Consider the following 14,091-nt stretch of genomic DNA (forward strand, 5'->3'; position numbering starts at 1 on the left):
GCGGATCAGTCGGGCTCAGCCGTCCACCGGCAGACCGCGAGGCTCCTTGATCCGCTTCATGATGATCTGAGAGTTGACCTCGGTGACGCCGGACAGCGAGGTCAGCTTCTCGATCCACAGCCGCTCGTACGCACGCAGGTCCTCGACCGCGATACGCAGCAGGCATCCCGGGCTGCCGAAGAGCCGGTACGCCTCGATGACGTCGGGGATGTCCTGAAGACCGGCCTCAAAGGCCTCGACCACCTCGCGGTCCCGCTTCACCTCGATGGAGACGAGGACTTCGAAGCTCCTGCCGACCGCCTCCGGGTCGATCACCGCGCGATAGCCCTGGATCACCCCGTCCTGCTCCAGTTGCCGGACGCGGCGCATGCACGGTGAGGGGGTCAGGCCCACTCGCTGTGCCAGGTCCTGATTGCTCAGCCGCCCGTCATTCTGAAGCTCACGCAAGATATCCCGGTCGATCTCATCCATGGCGCAATTATTCACCAAGCAGAAGCCGAATGTTAGCCAGAATTGGCGATCAAATTGCGAGCCCAAGACTCTATCATTGCGTCCGACTGGTCCGGCATCCCCGGGTCAGCCATGGGGCGCAGCCCGGCCGGGGCCACGAGCCAAGCCGGGCCGCGTGCCCCGTCGGATTCGCCGCAACCGGCGACACGAGCGAGGAGTGGGCACTGTGGGACGCGTCGTCGTCATCAGTACCGGCGGGACGATAGCCAGCCGCTGGCAGGGTTCGGGATTCGCCGCCGACGCACACGGCGAGGAGGTGATGGCCACCGCGGCCGTGCCCGACGGTGTCACCGTCGAGGTCGTCGATCTGTTCAGCGTGAACAGCCCCCGGCTCACCACCGCCCACCAGCTCACCCTGCTCCGCACGGTGCACGAGGTGCTCGCCGACCCCGGCGTCGACGGCATCGTCGTCACCCACGGGACCGACACCCTGGAGGAGTCTGCGTTCCTGGTCGACCTCCACCACGACGACCCCCGCCCGGTCGTCTTCACCGGCGCCCAGCTTCCGCTCGACGCGGCGGACGGCGACGGACCCGACAACCTCCACGACGCGCTGCTGACCGCCGCGACGACGCGTGGCCTTGGGGTCCTGGTCGCGTTCCACGGCAAGGTGCACTCCGCCCGGGGCACCGTCAAGACGCAGACGCTCGCCGCCGACGCCTTCGCCGACCCGTCCGGTGCCCGCATAGGGAACATCGGCTTCGGCCGCGTCTCCGTACTGCGCCACCCTCCGCGCCCTGCGGCGCTGGCCCTGCCCGGCATGCCGGACGCCCTGCCCCGCGTCGACATGGTGATGCACCACTGCGACGCCGACCCGCTCCTGCTGGACGCGGCCGTGAACGCAGGGGCCCAGGGAATCGTCCTCGTGGCCACCGGCGCCGGCAACGCCACACCCGACTTCGTCGAAGCCGTCGCCTCAGCGACCTCCCGCGGCGTGCTCGTCGCCCTGACCACCCGCGTCCAGGCCGGTCCTGTCACCGAGATCTACACCCACGGCGGCGCTGTCGACCTCGTGGCCGCGGGCGCCGTCAAGACCGGCACGCTGCGGGCCGGCCAGGCCCGGATCGCCGTGCTCACCGCACTGCTCGCCGCCACCGACCCGCGGGAGCGGGAACGGGTGCTGCGCCACGCGCTCGGTGAGGCCATGTCCGCCGACGCCGACCCACCGTCCGAGCTCGTCCCCGCATAGACCGGGGCCGCTCGGTCTACTTCCCCCCTCCCCCGGACCGAGCGGCTCCCACCACTTCGAGCCTCGTCCCACTCCTCCCCGTACGCACCCGACAGGAGAGTCCGCACCTCTATGGCCACGCACGACCACGTCCACCCCGAGGTCCGCGCCGAGCACGATCTGCTCGGTGACCGGGACGTCCCCGCCGACGCCTACTACGGCATCCACACCCTGCGGGCGGTGGAGAACTTCCCCATCACCGGCATCCCCGTCTCGGCCTACCCGGACCTGGTGACCGCCCTGGCCTGCGTCAAGCAGGCAGCGGCCCTCGCCAACCGCGACCTCGGTCTGCTGGACGGACGCAAGGCGGACGCGATCGTGAGCGCCTGCGAAGAAATCCGTGCCGGGAAGCTCCACGGCGAGTTCGTCGTCGACGTGATCCAGGGCGGCGCGGGCACCTCGACGAACATGAACGCCAACGAGGTCGTCGCCAACCGGGCCCTTGAACTCCTCGGCCACCGCAAGGGCGCGTACGGCAACCTGCACCCGCTGGAGGACGTCAACGCGGGACAGAGCACCAACGACGTCTACCCGACCGCCGTCAAGATCGCCCTCGACTTCACCGCTCAGCGTCTGCTGGACGCCATGGAGGTCCTCCGCTGTGCCTTCGCCGCGAAGGCGGAGGAGTTCGCGGACGTCCTGAAGATGGGCCGTACGCAGTTGCAGGACGCGGTGCCCATGACCCTGGGCCAGGAGTTCGCGACGTACGCCGTGATGCTGGGAGAGGACCACAAGCGCCTCACCGAGGCATGCGAGTTGATCCGGGAGATCAACCTGGGCGGCACCGCCATCGGCACCGGACTCAACGCCCACCCCGAGTACGCGGCACTGGCTTCGGCGCATCTGCGTACCATCACCGGACTTCCGCTGACGGTCGCACACGACCTCGTCGAAGCCACCCAGGACGCCGGCGCGTTCGTCCAGCTGTCGGGAGTGCTGAAGCGGATCGCCGTCAAGCTCTCCAAGACGTGCAACGACCTGCGGCTGCTTTCCTGCGGGCCGCGGGCAGGCTTCGCCGAGATCAATCTGCCGCCGGTGCAGGCCGGTTCCAGCATCATGCCGGGCAAGGTGAATCCTGTCGTCCCCGAGGTGGTCAACCAGATCGCCTTCGAGGTCATCGGCAACGACATGACGGTGACCATGGCCGCCGAGGCGGGCCAGCTCCAGCTGAACGCCTTCGAACCGGTCATCGCCCACAGCCTGCTGAAGAGTCTGACGCATCTGCGGGCCGGCTGTCTGACCCTCGCCGAGCGCTGTGTCACCGGCATCACCGCCAACCGGGAGCACCTCGCCGGCATCGTCGCCCAGTCCATCGGCCTGGCGACCGCGCTGAACCCGCACATCGGCTACGAGCAGGCCACCGCGGTCGCCCAGGAAGCGCTGCAGACCGGCCGCAGCGTTCATGAACTCGTCCTCGACAAGGGCCTGTTGACCAAGGAAGAGCTTCAGTTCATCCTGCGCCCGGACAATCTCGCCCGTCCGCACGTCCAGACCGCGGCGGCGGGCGCGATCGGCGGCTGAGCGTCAGTACTCCGACGCCGCGTCCAGCAGCCAGTCCGCCAGATACCCGGCGAAGGACGAACGGACCAGCAGCCAGAACCCCGCCCTCGGCTCGTCCCGTGCCACGAGCACGACCTGTGCGCGGGCCAGGGTGGTCTGGGCGCAGCGGCCGGGGCCGAGGGCACGCGGGTGCAGGTCCAGTGGGCAGCCGTGGGCCAACAGGTCGCGGGCACGGGAGCCGCTGACGAGCAGGGTGGTGCGCTGGGCGGAGACGTCCGTAACCGCCGCCGGCTCGTCGCCCGCTGCCGCCCGGATCCGGTTCTCCAGACCCGGCCCGCTGCCGGGCGGGGCGACGACGAGCCATTCGTCGGGGCCGAGCCACAGTGCATGCAGGTCACCGGCGCGTACGACGGAGTTGGGTTCGATGGGCAGTTGAAGGCCCAGGGCGAGCCCCACGGCGTCGGCTGCCGGGCCCTTGGCGTCGAGCCGGACGGTGAGCTGGGTGAGGAAGGGAAGTTCGTCCAGGCGCAGGTCGCCGCCCGAGGCGCGGGTGACGGCGGCGAGGCGGCCGGCGGCGTGTGCCAGGGGGCTGTGGCGGATTGCGGTGTCAGCCATCGCGGCGGGCTCCCTCGGAGTCGTAAAGGACGGGACTTGCGACGGTCACCGGGACCAGACGGTCGCCGACCGGCGCGTACAGCCGCTCGCCGATGCGGTCCCGGCCGCCCTTGATCAGGGCGAGCGCGAAGGTACGGCCGAGCGCAGCGCTGTGGTAGCTGGAAGTGACGTGGCCGAGCATGGGCACGGGAGGCGCGGGCAGCACGCTGTCGGCGACCAGATGGGTGCCTTCGGGGAGGAAGGAGTCCGGGTCTTCGGGGAGCAGGCCGACGAGGTGCTTGCGGTCGGGCCGTGTGGTGTCGGCGCGTGCGTGGGAGCGCTTGCCGATGAAGTCGGGCTTCTTCTTGGACACCACCCAGCTCATGCCGAGGTCCTGCGGGGTGACCGTGCCGTCGCTGTCCTGACCGATGATCGGGTAGCCCTTCTCGGCGCGCAGGACGTGCATGGTCTCGGTGCCGTACGGGGTGATGCCGTACGGGCTCCCGGCTGCGTACAGCGCCTCCCACAGCGCGCGGGCGTCCCACGGCGACACGTTGATCTCGTAGGCCAGTTCGCCGGAGAAGCTGATCCGGCAGACCCGGGCCGGGATGTCCGCGACCGAGGACTCGCGCCACGCCATGAACGGGAAGTCGTCGTTCGCGACGGCCAGTTCGGGGGCGAGGGCGCCCAGTACGTCGCGGGAGCGGGGGCCGACGAGGGCGACGGTGGCCCACTGTTCGGTGACGGAGGTGCAGTGGACCCGCAGCTCGGGCCACTCGGTCTGCAGCCATTCCTCCATCCAGTCCAGGACGGCGGCCGCGTTGCCGGTCGTGGTGGTGACGAGGAAACGGTCCTGGGCGAGGCGGATGACGGTGCCGTCGTCGAAGATCATGCCGTCGAGGCGGCACATGACGCCGTAGCGGATCATGCCGACTTTGAGGGTGCTCATCATGTTGGTGTAGAGCCGGTCGAGAAAGACGGCGGCGTCAGGACCCTGCACGTCGATCTTGCCGAGTGTGGAGGCATCCATGAAGGCGACGCCCTCACGGGCGGCGCGGCACTCACGGAGCACGGCGGCCTTCATGTCCTCGCCGTCCTGGGGGTAGTACCAGGGCCGCTTCCACTGACCGACGTTCTCGAAGAGCGCGCCCTGGCCGACATGCCAGTCGTGCAGGGCGGTCACGCGCACGGGGTCGTGGAGCGCGCCGCGGTCGCGGCCCGCGAGGGTGGCGAAGGAGACGGGAGTGTACGGAGGGCGGAACGTCGTCGTGCCCAGGGCTGAAACGTCCACGCCCAGGAGTTGGGCCACGGTGCCGCTGGCCAGGACGCCTGACGTCTTGCCCTGGTCGTTGGCGGTGCCGGCGGTGGTGTACCGCTTGGTGTGCTCGACCGAGCGCATACCGGCGCCGGTCGCGCGGGCGAGGTCGTCGACGGTGACATCACGCTGGAGGTCTACGAAGCGGGGCGCACCGGCGGGACCGGGGACGACGAAGACCTGCATGGGCGGGGACTGCGGTTCGTCCGCCACCACGGGGAGCTCTGGCGCACCGGCCACATAGCCCTCGGCCTCGATCGCACGGGCGCCCGCCGCGGCGCCCTGAGCGAGTACGGCCGACAGATCGAATTCGCCGGCCGCGGAGCCTGCGACCTCGACCGCCTGACGGCAGGTGTCGGGGACGAAGGTGCCGAGCGTGTCGTCGTACCGGAGCTTTCCGCCCGCCTGGCTGAACAGATGCGCGACGGGGTTCCAGCCGCCGGAGACCAGCAGCAGGTCGGCGCTGAACTCGCGCTGCCTCGCCGGCTCTGAGTAAGGAGCGACGGTAACCGCCGACAGCCGCTGGTCGCCCTCGGTACCGACCACGGCATGCCCGGCCAATACCTCGATCCCGGCGTCCTGGGCGCGGCGCGCCCACTGGCCCGGTTCGGGGCGGGTGTCGACGACGGCCGCGATCTCCACGCCCGCCGCCGCCAGGTCGAGCGCGGCCGCGTAGGCGCTGTCGTTGGTGGTGAAGACGACGGCGCGGCGGCCGGGCAGGACGCCGTAGCGGTTGGCATACGTGCGGGCCGAGGCCGCCAGCATGACGCCGGGGCGGTCGTTGTCGGCGAAAGCCAGCGAGCGCTCGTGGGCTCCGGTGGCCAGGACGACCCGGCGGGCGCGGATGCGCCAGACACGCTCGCGGGAGACGTTCTCGGGGGCTGCGCCGCCGAGGTGGTTGGTCCGGCGTTCGACGGCGAGGAGGTGGTTGTCGTCGTAGTAGCCGAAGACGGTGGTGCGCCGTAGGACGCGGGTTTCCGGTGCGGCTTCGAGCAGCGCCTCGATCTCGGCTGCCCAGGTGAGGAGTTGGCCCGTGCCGAGGAGACTGCCGCCCGGCTCGGGCTGGTCGTCGGCGAGGATGACGCGCGCGCCGCTGCGGGCGGCGGCGGACGCGGCCGCGAGTCCGGCCGGGCCTGCGCCGACGACCAGCAGGTCGCAGTGGGCGTGGACGGCGTCGTAGCGTGCGGGGTCGGGCTCGGTGGCGAGCCGTCCCTGCCCGGGGAGGCTGCTCGCGACGAGGCCGTCGTACAACTCCACGGCCGTCGCGGGCAGCATGGGCTCGGGGAACGGCTCCTCGATCTGGACGACGGCGTTGGGCTCCTCGACTCCGGCGGAGAAGATGCCGCGGGGGCGGCCGAGTTTGATGCTGGTGCCGGTCTGGATGATGCCGTTGGCGAGGAGGGCGGAGGCGAGGGTGTCGCCGCCGAAGCCCTCGTAGGTTGTGCCGTCGAAGGTGAAGGTGAGGCGGTCGGCGCGGGATACGCGGCCGGTGGTGGGGAGCCGGAACGGTTGGGTCGAGCCGTGGGGCGCGGGGGCGGGGGTTTCCTGCCCCACCCCGCCCCTTCCCAGAACCGGGGCTCCGCCCCGGACCCCGCTCCTCAAACGCCGGAGGGGCTGGAGTTCCGCCGGAGGGGCTGGATGCTCCGGGCGCGGCTCGCCCGCCCGGTACACCGAAAGGATCTCGTTCGTCGCCGTGTCACGTACGGCGTTGAACCAGCGGCGGCATCCCGACGCGTGGGTCCAGCGCTCCGCGAACGGGCCCTTGGGGTTGTCGCGGAAGAACAGGTAGCGGGCCCACTCCTGGTCGGTCAGGGCGGCGGGGTCATCGGGATACGGCACGTGTGCCTGGCCGCCGTAGTGGAATTCGGCCTCGTCACGGGGCCCGCACCAGGGGCATGGGATGAGCAGCATCGATTCGGCTCCCTAGTGGGCCACCGCGGCCGCGCCGTGCTCGTCCACGAGCGCGCCGGTGGTGAATCGGTCGAGCGAGAAGGGGGCGTTGAGGTGGTGAGGGGTGTCGTGGGCGATGGTGTGGGCGTAGACCCAGCCGACGCCCGGGGTGGCCTTGAAGCCGCCCGTGCCCCAGCCGCAGTTGAGGTAGAGGTTGTCCACCGGGCTGAGCCCCACGATGGGCGAGGCGTCGGGGCTGACGTCGACGATGCCGCCCCAGGTCCGCAGCACATGGGCGCGGGCGAAGACCGGGAAGAGCTCCAGTGCCGCTGACATCTGATGCTCGATGATGTGGAAGGCGCCGCGCTGTGTGTAGGCGTTGTACGCGTCGATGCCGGCGCCCATCACCAGTTCGCCCTTGTGGGCCTGGCTGACGTACACATGCACCGCGTTGGACATCACGACCGTGGGGTGCACCGGCTCGAGGAGCTCGGAGACCAGCGCCTGCAGCGGATGGCTCTGCAGCGGCAGCTCGAAGCCCGCCATGGCGGCGAGCACCGAGGTGTGACCGGCCGAGCAGAGCGCCACCTTGCCCGCGGCGATCGGGCCGAGTGTCGTCTGTACTCCGGTGACCCGGCCGCCCTGGATGTCGATGCCGGTGACTTCGCAGTTCTGGATGATGTCGATACCGGCGGCGTCGGCGGAGCGTGCGAGCCCCCAGGCGACATGGTCGTGCTTGGCGATGCCGGCCCTCGGCTGGTAGGTGCCGCCCATCACCGGATAACGCACGTCGGGCGAGATGTTGACGATGGGGCAGACGTCCTTGACCTGCTGCGGGTCGAGCCATTCGGCATCGACGCCGTTGAGCCGGTTGGCCTCGACGCGGCGGACGCTGTCGCGGACGTCCTGCAGGCTGTGGGCGAGGTTCAGCACACCGCGCTGGGAGAAGAGGATCGGGTAGTCGAGTTCGTCGGCCAGCCCTTCCCACAGTTTGAGAGCGTGCTCGTAGATTCCGGCGCTCTCGTCCCACAGGTAGTTGGAGCGGATGATGGTGGTGTTGCGGGCCATGTTGCCGCCCGCGAGCCAGCCCTTCTCCAGCACGGCCACCTTGGTGATGCCGTGGTTCTTCGCCAGATAGTGGGCGGTCGCGAGACCGTGTCCGCCGCCCCCCACGATCACCACGTCGTACGACCGCTTCGGCTCGGGCGTGCGCCACAGCCAGTCGGGGTGCTCGGGGAGGTCGGCGCCCGGGGTGCGGGGGCTCATCGGGCGTCTCCGATCAGGTGCGGGTACAGCGGGTGCTTGGCTGCCAGCGCTTCGGTGCGGGCGCGCAGCGCCGCGACATCGGGGGCGGGCTGGAGGGCGAGCGCGATCACGTCGGCGACCTCGGCGAAGTCCTCTTCGGTGAAGCCGCGGGTGGCCAGTGCGGGGGTGCCGATACGCAGGCCCGAGGTGACCATGGGCGGGCGGGGGTCGAAGGGGACGGCGTTGCGGTTGACCGTGATGCCGATCTCGTGAAGCCGGTCTTCGGCCTGTTGTCCGTCCAGCTCCGATTCCCTGAGGTCGACCAGGACCAGATGGACGTCCGTGCCGCCGGTCAGCACGCTGACTCCGGCCGCGGCCGCGTCCGGCCTGGTGAGCCGCTCGGCAAGGATGTGGGCGCCGGCGAGGGTGCGGGCCTGCCGTTCGGCGAACTCTGGCGATGCGGCGAGCTTGAACGACACCGCCTTGGCTGCGATGACATGCTCCAGCGGTCCGCCCTGCATACCGGGGAACACCGCCGAGTTGATCTTCTTGGCGAGGTCGGCCTCATTGGTCAGAATGACGCCGCCGCGCGGGCCTCCGAGTGTCTTGTGGGTGGTCGTGGTGGTGACATGGGCGTGCGGTACCGGATTGGGGTGCAGCCCGGCGGCCACGAGGCCCGCGAAGTGGGCCATGTCGACCATCAGATACGCGCCCACCTCGTCGGCGATCCGCCTGAAGGCCGCGAAGTCCAGCTGCCGGGGATACGCCGACCAGCCCGCGATGATCATCTTGGGATTGTGTTCCTTGGCGAGGCGCTCCACCTCGTCCATGTCGACCAGGTTGTCGGTCTGGTCCACGTGGTAGGGCACGACATTGAGCATCTTGCCGCTGTAGTTGATCCGCATGCCGTGGGTGAGGTGCCCGCCGTGCGCGAGGTCGAGACCGAGGACGGTGTCACCGGGCTTCAGCAGGCCGAAGAAGACGGCGGTGTTGGCCTGGGCTCCCGAGTGCGGCTGCACATTGGCGAATCCGGCGCCGAAGAGGGACTTGACGCGTTCGACGGCCAGGCGCTCGGTCACGTCGACGTGTTCACAGCCGCCGTAGTAGCGGCGGCCGGGGTAGCCCTCGGCGTACTTGTTCGTCAGGACCGAACCCTGTGCCTCCATGACCGCCGAGGGGGCGAAGTTCTCCGATGCGATCATTTCGAGGGTGGACTGCTGGCGGTTCAGCTCCGCGGAGACTGCGGCATGGACCTCGGGGTCCAGCTCGGCGAGCGGCGCGTTGAGCGGGTTCATGCGGCGTTCCTCTCGGCGGCTTCAACGACATTGGCGAGCAGCATCGCCCGCGTCATGGGACCTACGCCGCCGGGCATGGGCGCGACCCATCCGGCGACCCTGGCGGCATCGGGGTGAACGTCGCCGACCAGCCCCTCGTCGGTGCGGGTGATGCCGACGTCGAGGACGACGGCGCCGGGCCGGAGCATGTCGGGGGTGATCAGTCCGGGCGACCCGGCAGCGGCGATGACGATGTCCGCCTCCCGTACATGCCAGGCGAGTCCTTTGGTCCCGGTGTGGCACAGGGTCACGGTGGCGTTCTCGGACCTGCGCGTGAGCAGCAGTCCGATGGGCCGCCCGACGGTGATGCCCCGCCCGATGACGCACACCCGCGCTCCGGCGAGGGGCACGTCGTGGCGGCGCAGTAGTTCCACGATGCCGCGCGGGGTGCAGGGCAGCGGGGCTTCGACGCCGAGCGCGAGGCGGCCGAGGCTGACGGGGTGCAGGCCGTCGGCGTCCTTGGCCGGGTCCATGCGCTCCAGTACGGCGTGGGCGTCGAGGCCGCGCGGCAGCGGCAGTTGGACGATGTAGCCGGTGCAGCCGGGGTCGGCGTTGAGCTCGTCGATGACGGCCTCGACCTGTGCCTGCGTTGCGTCGGCGGGCAGTTCGCGCCGGATGGAGGCGACGCCGATCTGCGCGCAGTCGCGGTGCTTGCCGGCGACGTACGCGTTGCTGCCGGGGTCGTCGCCGACCAGTACGGTTCCGAGGCCGGGTGTGATTCCCCGCGCGGCCAGCTTGGCGACGCGCTCGGCGAGTTCGGTGCGGATCGCGGCGGCTGTACGGCGTCCGTCGAGGACCTGTGCGCTCACGGTGCTCCTCTTCCTACAGCTGGGGGCTCAGCCGCGAAGGCGGGACATGGACGGGTCGAACAGCGGCTCGTCGGCGACGACCGCCTCCACGCGCCGGTCGAAGTAGCCGATCTGCAGGGCGGTGCCGGTCGTGGCGAGTTCGGCGGGCAGCCACGCGTAGGCGATGCCCTTGCCGATCGTGTAGCCGTACGCGGCACTGGTGACGTAGCCGACGGCGCGCTCGCCGTCGTACACCGGCTCCTTGCCCATGACCACGGCCCGCGGGTCGTCGATGGTCAGACAGGTCAGGCGGCGCCGTACCTCCGCCTTGCGCCGCTCCAGCGCGGCCTTGCCGATGAAGTCGCCCTTGTCGAGCTTGACGGCGAAGCCGACCCCCGCCTCGTACGGGTCGTGCTCATAGGTCATGTCGGTGCCGAAGGAGCGGTAACCCTTCTCCAGCCTCAGGCTGTTGAAGGCGCCGCGGCCGGCGGCGATGCCGCCGAGGGGCTGTGCGGCCTGCCACAGCGTGTCCCACAGCTTCTGGCCCATGTCGGCGGTGGTGTACAGCTCCCAGCCGCGTTCGCCGACGTACGAAAGGCGCATCGCCGTGACCGGGACGGAGCCGATGTGGGCGCGCTTGGCGCGGAAGTACTTCAGACCGTCGTTGGAGAAGTCCGAGTCGGCGAGCGGCTGGAGGACCTCGCGAGCCAGCGGGCCCCACAGGCCGATGCAGCAGGTGCCTGCGGTGATGTCGCGCACCTGGACCGAGCCGTCCGCCGGCAGGTGACGGGCAAACCAGTCGAGGTCCAGGTTGCCGTTGGCGCCGACCTGGAAGTGGTCGCGGCCGAGGCGGGCGACCGTGATGTCGCTGCGGATGCCGCCGTCTTCGTCCAGGAGCAGGGTGTACGTCACCGACCCGACCGACTTGTCGACGTTGCCGGTGGACAGCCGCTGGAGGAAGGCGGCCGCGCCGCGGCCGGTGACGTCCAGGCGCTTGAGCGCCGTCATGTCGTACATCGCGACCGTCTCGCGGGTGGTCTGGGCCTCCGCGCCGACGATGGGCGACCAGTAGCGCGCCGCCCAGTCGTTGGGGGTCGGGATGGACCGGCCCGCGACGAGCGGGGCGTTGGCTTCGTACCACTGGGGCCGCTCCCAGCCGGTGGCCTCCAGGAAGAAGGCCCCGAGTTCCTGCTGGCGGGCGTAGAAGGGGCTGGTGCGCAGGGGCCGTGGGGCGCCTGCGGGCTGGAGGGGGTGGAGGATGTCGTAGACCTCGACGAAGTTCTGGCAGTCGCGGGCCAGGACGTACTCCGGGGAGAGCTGGTGCGGCTCGAAGCGGTTGACGTCGCACTCGTGCAGATCGAAGGACGAGCAGTGGCCGCCCACGAGCCATTCGGCCACCGCGCGGGCGACTCCGGCGGAGTGGGTGACCCACACGGCCTCGGCGACCCAGAAGCCCTTGACGTCGGGTGATTCGCCGAGCAGCGGCAGTCCGTCGGTGGTGAAGGAGAAGAGGCCGTTGATGCCCTCTTCGATCTTGGCTTCGCGCGTCGCGGGCAGCAGGGCCTGAGTCTCGGCCCAGGCGTCCGCGAAGTCGTCCTCGGTGAACTTCAGGACGGAGGGCATCTGCTCGGCCTCGTCGACCGAGGCGATGTCTTCCGGATCGATGGGCATGGGCCGGTGGCCGTAGTAGCCGATGCCGATGCGGTCGAAGCGGTCGCGGTAGTACAGGTCCGCGTCCTGGTGGCGCAGGATCGGCCGGACGGCTTCCTCGGCCTGCCCCTCCAGCGCGGGAACGGGGCCGGTCCAGGCGAGTTGGTGGGCGAGCGGGGTCAGCGGCAGGTTCATGCCGACCATGCGGGCGATCTTCGGGCCCCAGATGCCGGCGCAGCACACGACGATGTCGGCGGGGATCTCTCCCTGGTCGGTGACGACCGCGCTGACCTTGCCCTCGCCGTGCACGACGTCGAGGACTTCGTGGCGGGCGAGGAAGCGTACGCCGCGCTCGGTGGCCCGCAGGATCTGGGCCTCGACGGCGAGCACCGCCTTGGCCAGGCCGTCGGTGGGCACCAGGAGCCCGCCGAGGACGCGCTCGGGGTCCACCAGCGGGTGCAGTTCGATGCAGGCCTCGGGGCTCAGCAGCCGGGACTCGATGCCCCAGGCGGTGACCCAGCCGTGGCGGCGGTGCAGTTCGGTCAGCCGCTCGGGGGTCGTGGCCACCTCGAGTCCCCCGACCTGGAGGAAGCAGGGCTGCCCGTCGACGTCCAGGCTGCAGAACTTCTCGACGGTGTAGCGGGCGAGCTCGGTCATGGTCTTCGAGGAGTTCGTCTGGAAGACCAGCCCCGGCGCGTGGGACGAGGACCCGCCGGTGGCGGGCAGGGGCCCCTGGTCGACGACCGTGATGTCGGTCCAGCCCGCGAAGGACAGTTCGTCGGCGAGCGCCGCTCCCACGACGCCCGCTCCGATGATGACCACTCGGGGTCCCGCCATCGCCGCACCTCCGCCTTTAAGCGTTTGAGTTGCTGTCAGCGCAACATGCTTCAGGTTGCGCAACTCACGATGCCGGTCGCCGAGGAGGGTGTCAAGGGGCGTTCACGGCCGTAACCGGGGCAAAAAAACAGCCGTGCCCGGCGGGCTGTCACGGCAGCCCGCCGGGCACGGTCAGCACTTCCCGGACCCTCTTGTGGATCAGCCCTTCTTGAGCCAGAAATCGACCTTGTCGCGGTTGGCGTCAACCCACTTCTTGGCCGCCGCCTCCGGCGTCAACTTGTCCTCGGCGATGTATTTGGCCACGAGGTTCTGGTCGGAGTTGGTCCAGGTGAAGTTCTTGACGAGGTCATAGGCGGGACTGCCCGAGTCGGCGAACTTCTTGCTGACGATCTTGTCCAGCTCGTACTCGGGATAGTCGCAGGCGACCTTGGCCGCGTCCGCGTCACAGCCCGCCTTGTACGGCGGCAGATTCACCTTCGCGAGCTCGACCTCCGACAGGAACCACTGCGGCGCGTAGAAGTAGCCGATCACCCAGCTCTTCTTGGCCTCGGCCTGCCTGAACGCCTGGATCAGCGCGGCCTCGCTGCCGCCGTAGACGACCTTGTAGTCAAGTTTCAGATTCTTCACCAGTGCGGCGTCGTTCGTGACGAACGACGGATCGCCGTCGAGGAACTGGCCCTTGGCACCCGACTCGGAGGTCTTGAAATTGGCGGCGTACTTATTGAGGTTCTTCCAGTCGGTGATGTCCGGGTGCTCCTTGGCCAGCCACGGCGGCACGAACCAGCCGATGACTCCCTTGTTGCCGGTCGCCCCGGCCGCCACGGCGGTCTTCTGGTCGGTGATGTACTTCTTCTTCAGGTCGTCGTGGCCCCAGTTCTCGACAACGGCGTCCACCTCGCCGGTGCCGAAGCCCTGCCAGGCGACCTCTTCCTTGAGGTCCTTCTTGGTCACCTGACACTTGAGGTCGTTCTCGGCGACATACGCGATGACCGCCGCATTGGCCTCGTAGCCGACCCAGGGGTTGACCGCGAGGTTGAACGTGCCGCACTTGCCGGCGCCGCCCCCCGCCTTGTCCGACCCCGACTCGCCGACCTTGGCGCCGCCGCAGGCGGCGAGCGTGGTCAGGCTCAGCGCCGCCAGCCCGGCCACCGCTGCCCTGCGTCTCGCGGGCCGCGACTGGGTAATGAAGTTCCCGATCAT

The 14,091-nt window shown here is 69.9% G+C and carries 10 protein-coding genes; 2 read left to right on the top strand and 8 right to left on the bottom strand.

Annotation, left to right across the window (positions count from 1 at the left end; translation table 11 throughout):
• Nucleotides 1-15: 15 nt before the first annotated feature.
• A complete protein-coding gene (locus OHA61_RS01750) occupies nucleotides 16-471 on the bottom strand; it encodes an Lrp/AsnC family transcriptional regulator (RefSeq protein ID WP_324984166.1) in 456 nt (151 codons plus the stop codon).
• Between the two features lie 205 nt (nucleotides 472-676).
• Here OHA61_RS01750 and OHA61_RS01755 point away from each other — a divergent pair, with 205 nt between their 5' ends.
• Together OHA61_RS01755 and aspA are read left to right on the top strand one after the other, a co-directional pair.
• Nucleotides 677-1,699, top strand: a complete 1,023-nt coding sequence (locus OHA61_RS01755) for an asparaginase (protein WP_406301334.1) — start codon at nucleotides 677-679, stop codon at nucleotides 1,697-1,699.
• Nucleotides 1,700-1,810: 111 nt separating this feature from the next.
• Nucleotides 1,811-3,259: an aspartate ammonia-lyase gene (aspA, locus tag OHA61_RS01760; RefSeq protein ID WP_406301335.1), complete on the top strand. Its 1,449-nt coding sequence runs from the start codon at nucleotides 1,811-1,813 to the stop codon at nucleotides 3,257-3,259.
• Between the two features lie 3 nt (nucleotides 3,260-3,262).
• Here the strand turns inward: aspA and OHA61_RS01765 are convergent, their stop codons facing one another.
• The 7 genes from OHA61_RS01765 to OHA61_RS01795 all read right to left on the bottom strand — a co-directional run bounded on the left by OHA61_RS01765 (nucleotide 3,263) and on the right by OHA61_RS01795 (nucleotide 14,091).
• Complete coding sequence (locus OHA61_RS01765) at nucleotides 3,263-3,853, bottom strand: sarcosine oxidase subunit gamma (protein ID WP_406301336.1); 591 nt, start codon at nucleotides 3,851-3,853, stop codon at nucleotides 3,263-3,265.
• Nucleotides 3,846-7,058 (bottom strand): sarcosine oxidase subunit delta family protein, encoded by a 3,213-nt coding sequence (locus OHA61_RS01770; protein ID WP_406301337.1) that lies wholly within the window; start codon nucleotides 7,056-7,058, stop codon nucleotides 3,846-3,848. The genes OHA61_RS01765 and OHA61_RS01770 overlap by 8 nt, the downstream gene beginning before the upstream one ends.
• Nucleotides 7,059-7,070: 12 nt before the next feature.
• The gene (locus tag OHA61_RS01775) at nucleotides 7,071-8,303 is read right to left on the bottom strand and encodes a sarcosine oxidase subunit beta family protein (RefSeq protein WP_324984181.1); all 1,233 of its coding nucleotides are present in this window, start codon (nucleotides 8,301-8,303) and stop codon (nucleotides 7,071-7,073) included.
• Nucleotides 8,300-9,577, bottom strand: coding sequence for a serine hydroxymethyltransferase (glyA, locus tag OHA61_RS01780; RefSeq protein ID WP_406301338.1), 1,278 nt, complete (start codon nucleotides 9,575-9,577; stop codon nucleotides 8,300-8,302). Before glyA ends, OHA61_RS01775 begins: the two co-directional genes overlap by 4 nt.
• The gene (locus OHA61_RS01785; protein WP_361916255.1) at nucleotides 9,574-10,425 is read right to left on the bottom strand and encodes a bifunctional methylenetetrahydrofolate dehydrogenase/methenyltetrahydrofolate cyclohydrolase; all 852 of its coding nucleotides are present in this window, start codon (nucleotides 10,423-10,425) and stop codon (nucleotides 9,574-9,576) included. Before OHA61_RS01785 ends, glyA begins: the two co-directional genes overlap by 4 nt.
• Before the next feature lie 27 nt (nucleotides 10,426-10,452).
• Nucleotides 10,453-12,891 carry an FAD-dependent oxidoreductase gene (locus OHA61_RS01790; protein WP_406301339.1) on the bottom strand — a complete coding sequence of 813 codons (2,439 nt, stop codon included), beginning with the start codon at nucleotides 12,889-12,891 and terminating at the stop codon, nucleotides 10,453-10,455.
• 198 nt (nucleotides 12,892-13,089) lie between these two features.
• The gene (locus OHA61_RS01795; protein ID WP_406301340.1) at nucleotides 13,090-14,091 is read right to left on the bottom strand and encodes an ABC transporter substrate-binding protein; all 1,002 of its coding nucleotides are present in this window, start codon (nucleotides 14,089-14,091) and stop codon (nucleotides 13,090-13,092) included.

The organism is Streptomyces sp. NBC_00885 (genome assembly GCF_045207475.1).
GTDB lineage: Bacteria > Actinomycetota > Actinomycetes > Streptomycetales > Streptomycetaceae > Streptomyces.

Excerpts from the sequence above, each read along its gene's own strand:
- OHA61_RS01790 (WP_406301339.1), bottom strand. The coding sequence starts at position 12,891 with ATGGCGGGACCCCGAGTGGTCATCATCGGAGCGGGCGTCGTGGGAGCG.
- OHA61_RS01770 (WP_406301337.1), bottom strand. The coding sequence starts at position 7,058 with ATGCTGCTCATCCCATGCCCCTGGTGCGGGCCCCGTGACGAGGCCGAA.
- glyA (WP_406301338.1), bottom strand. The coding sequence starts at position 9,577 with ATGAACCCGCTCAACGCGCCGCTCGCCGAGCTGGACCCCGAGGTCCAT.
- aspA (WP_406301335.1), top strand. The coding sequence starts at position 1,811 with ATGGCCACGCACGACCACGTCCACCCCGAGGTCCGCGCCGAGCACGAT.
- OHA61_RS01750 (WP_324984166.1), bottom strand. The coding sequence starts at position 471 with ATGGATGAGATCGACCGGGATATCTTGCGTGAGCTTCAGAATGACGGG.
- OHA61_RS01765 (WP_406301336.1), bottom strand. The coding sequence starts at position 3,853 with ATGGCTGACACCGCAATCCGCCACAGCCCCCTGGCACACGCCGCCGGC.
- OHA61_RS01775 (WP_324984181.1), bottom strand. The coding sequence starts at position 8,303 with ATGAGCCCCCGCACCCCGGGCGCCGACCTCCCCGAGCACCCCGACTGG.
- OHA61_RS01795 (WP_406301340.1), bottom strand. The coding sequence starts at position 14,091 with ATGATCGGGAACTTCATTACCCAGTCGCGGCCCGCGAGACGCAGGGCA.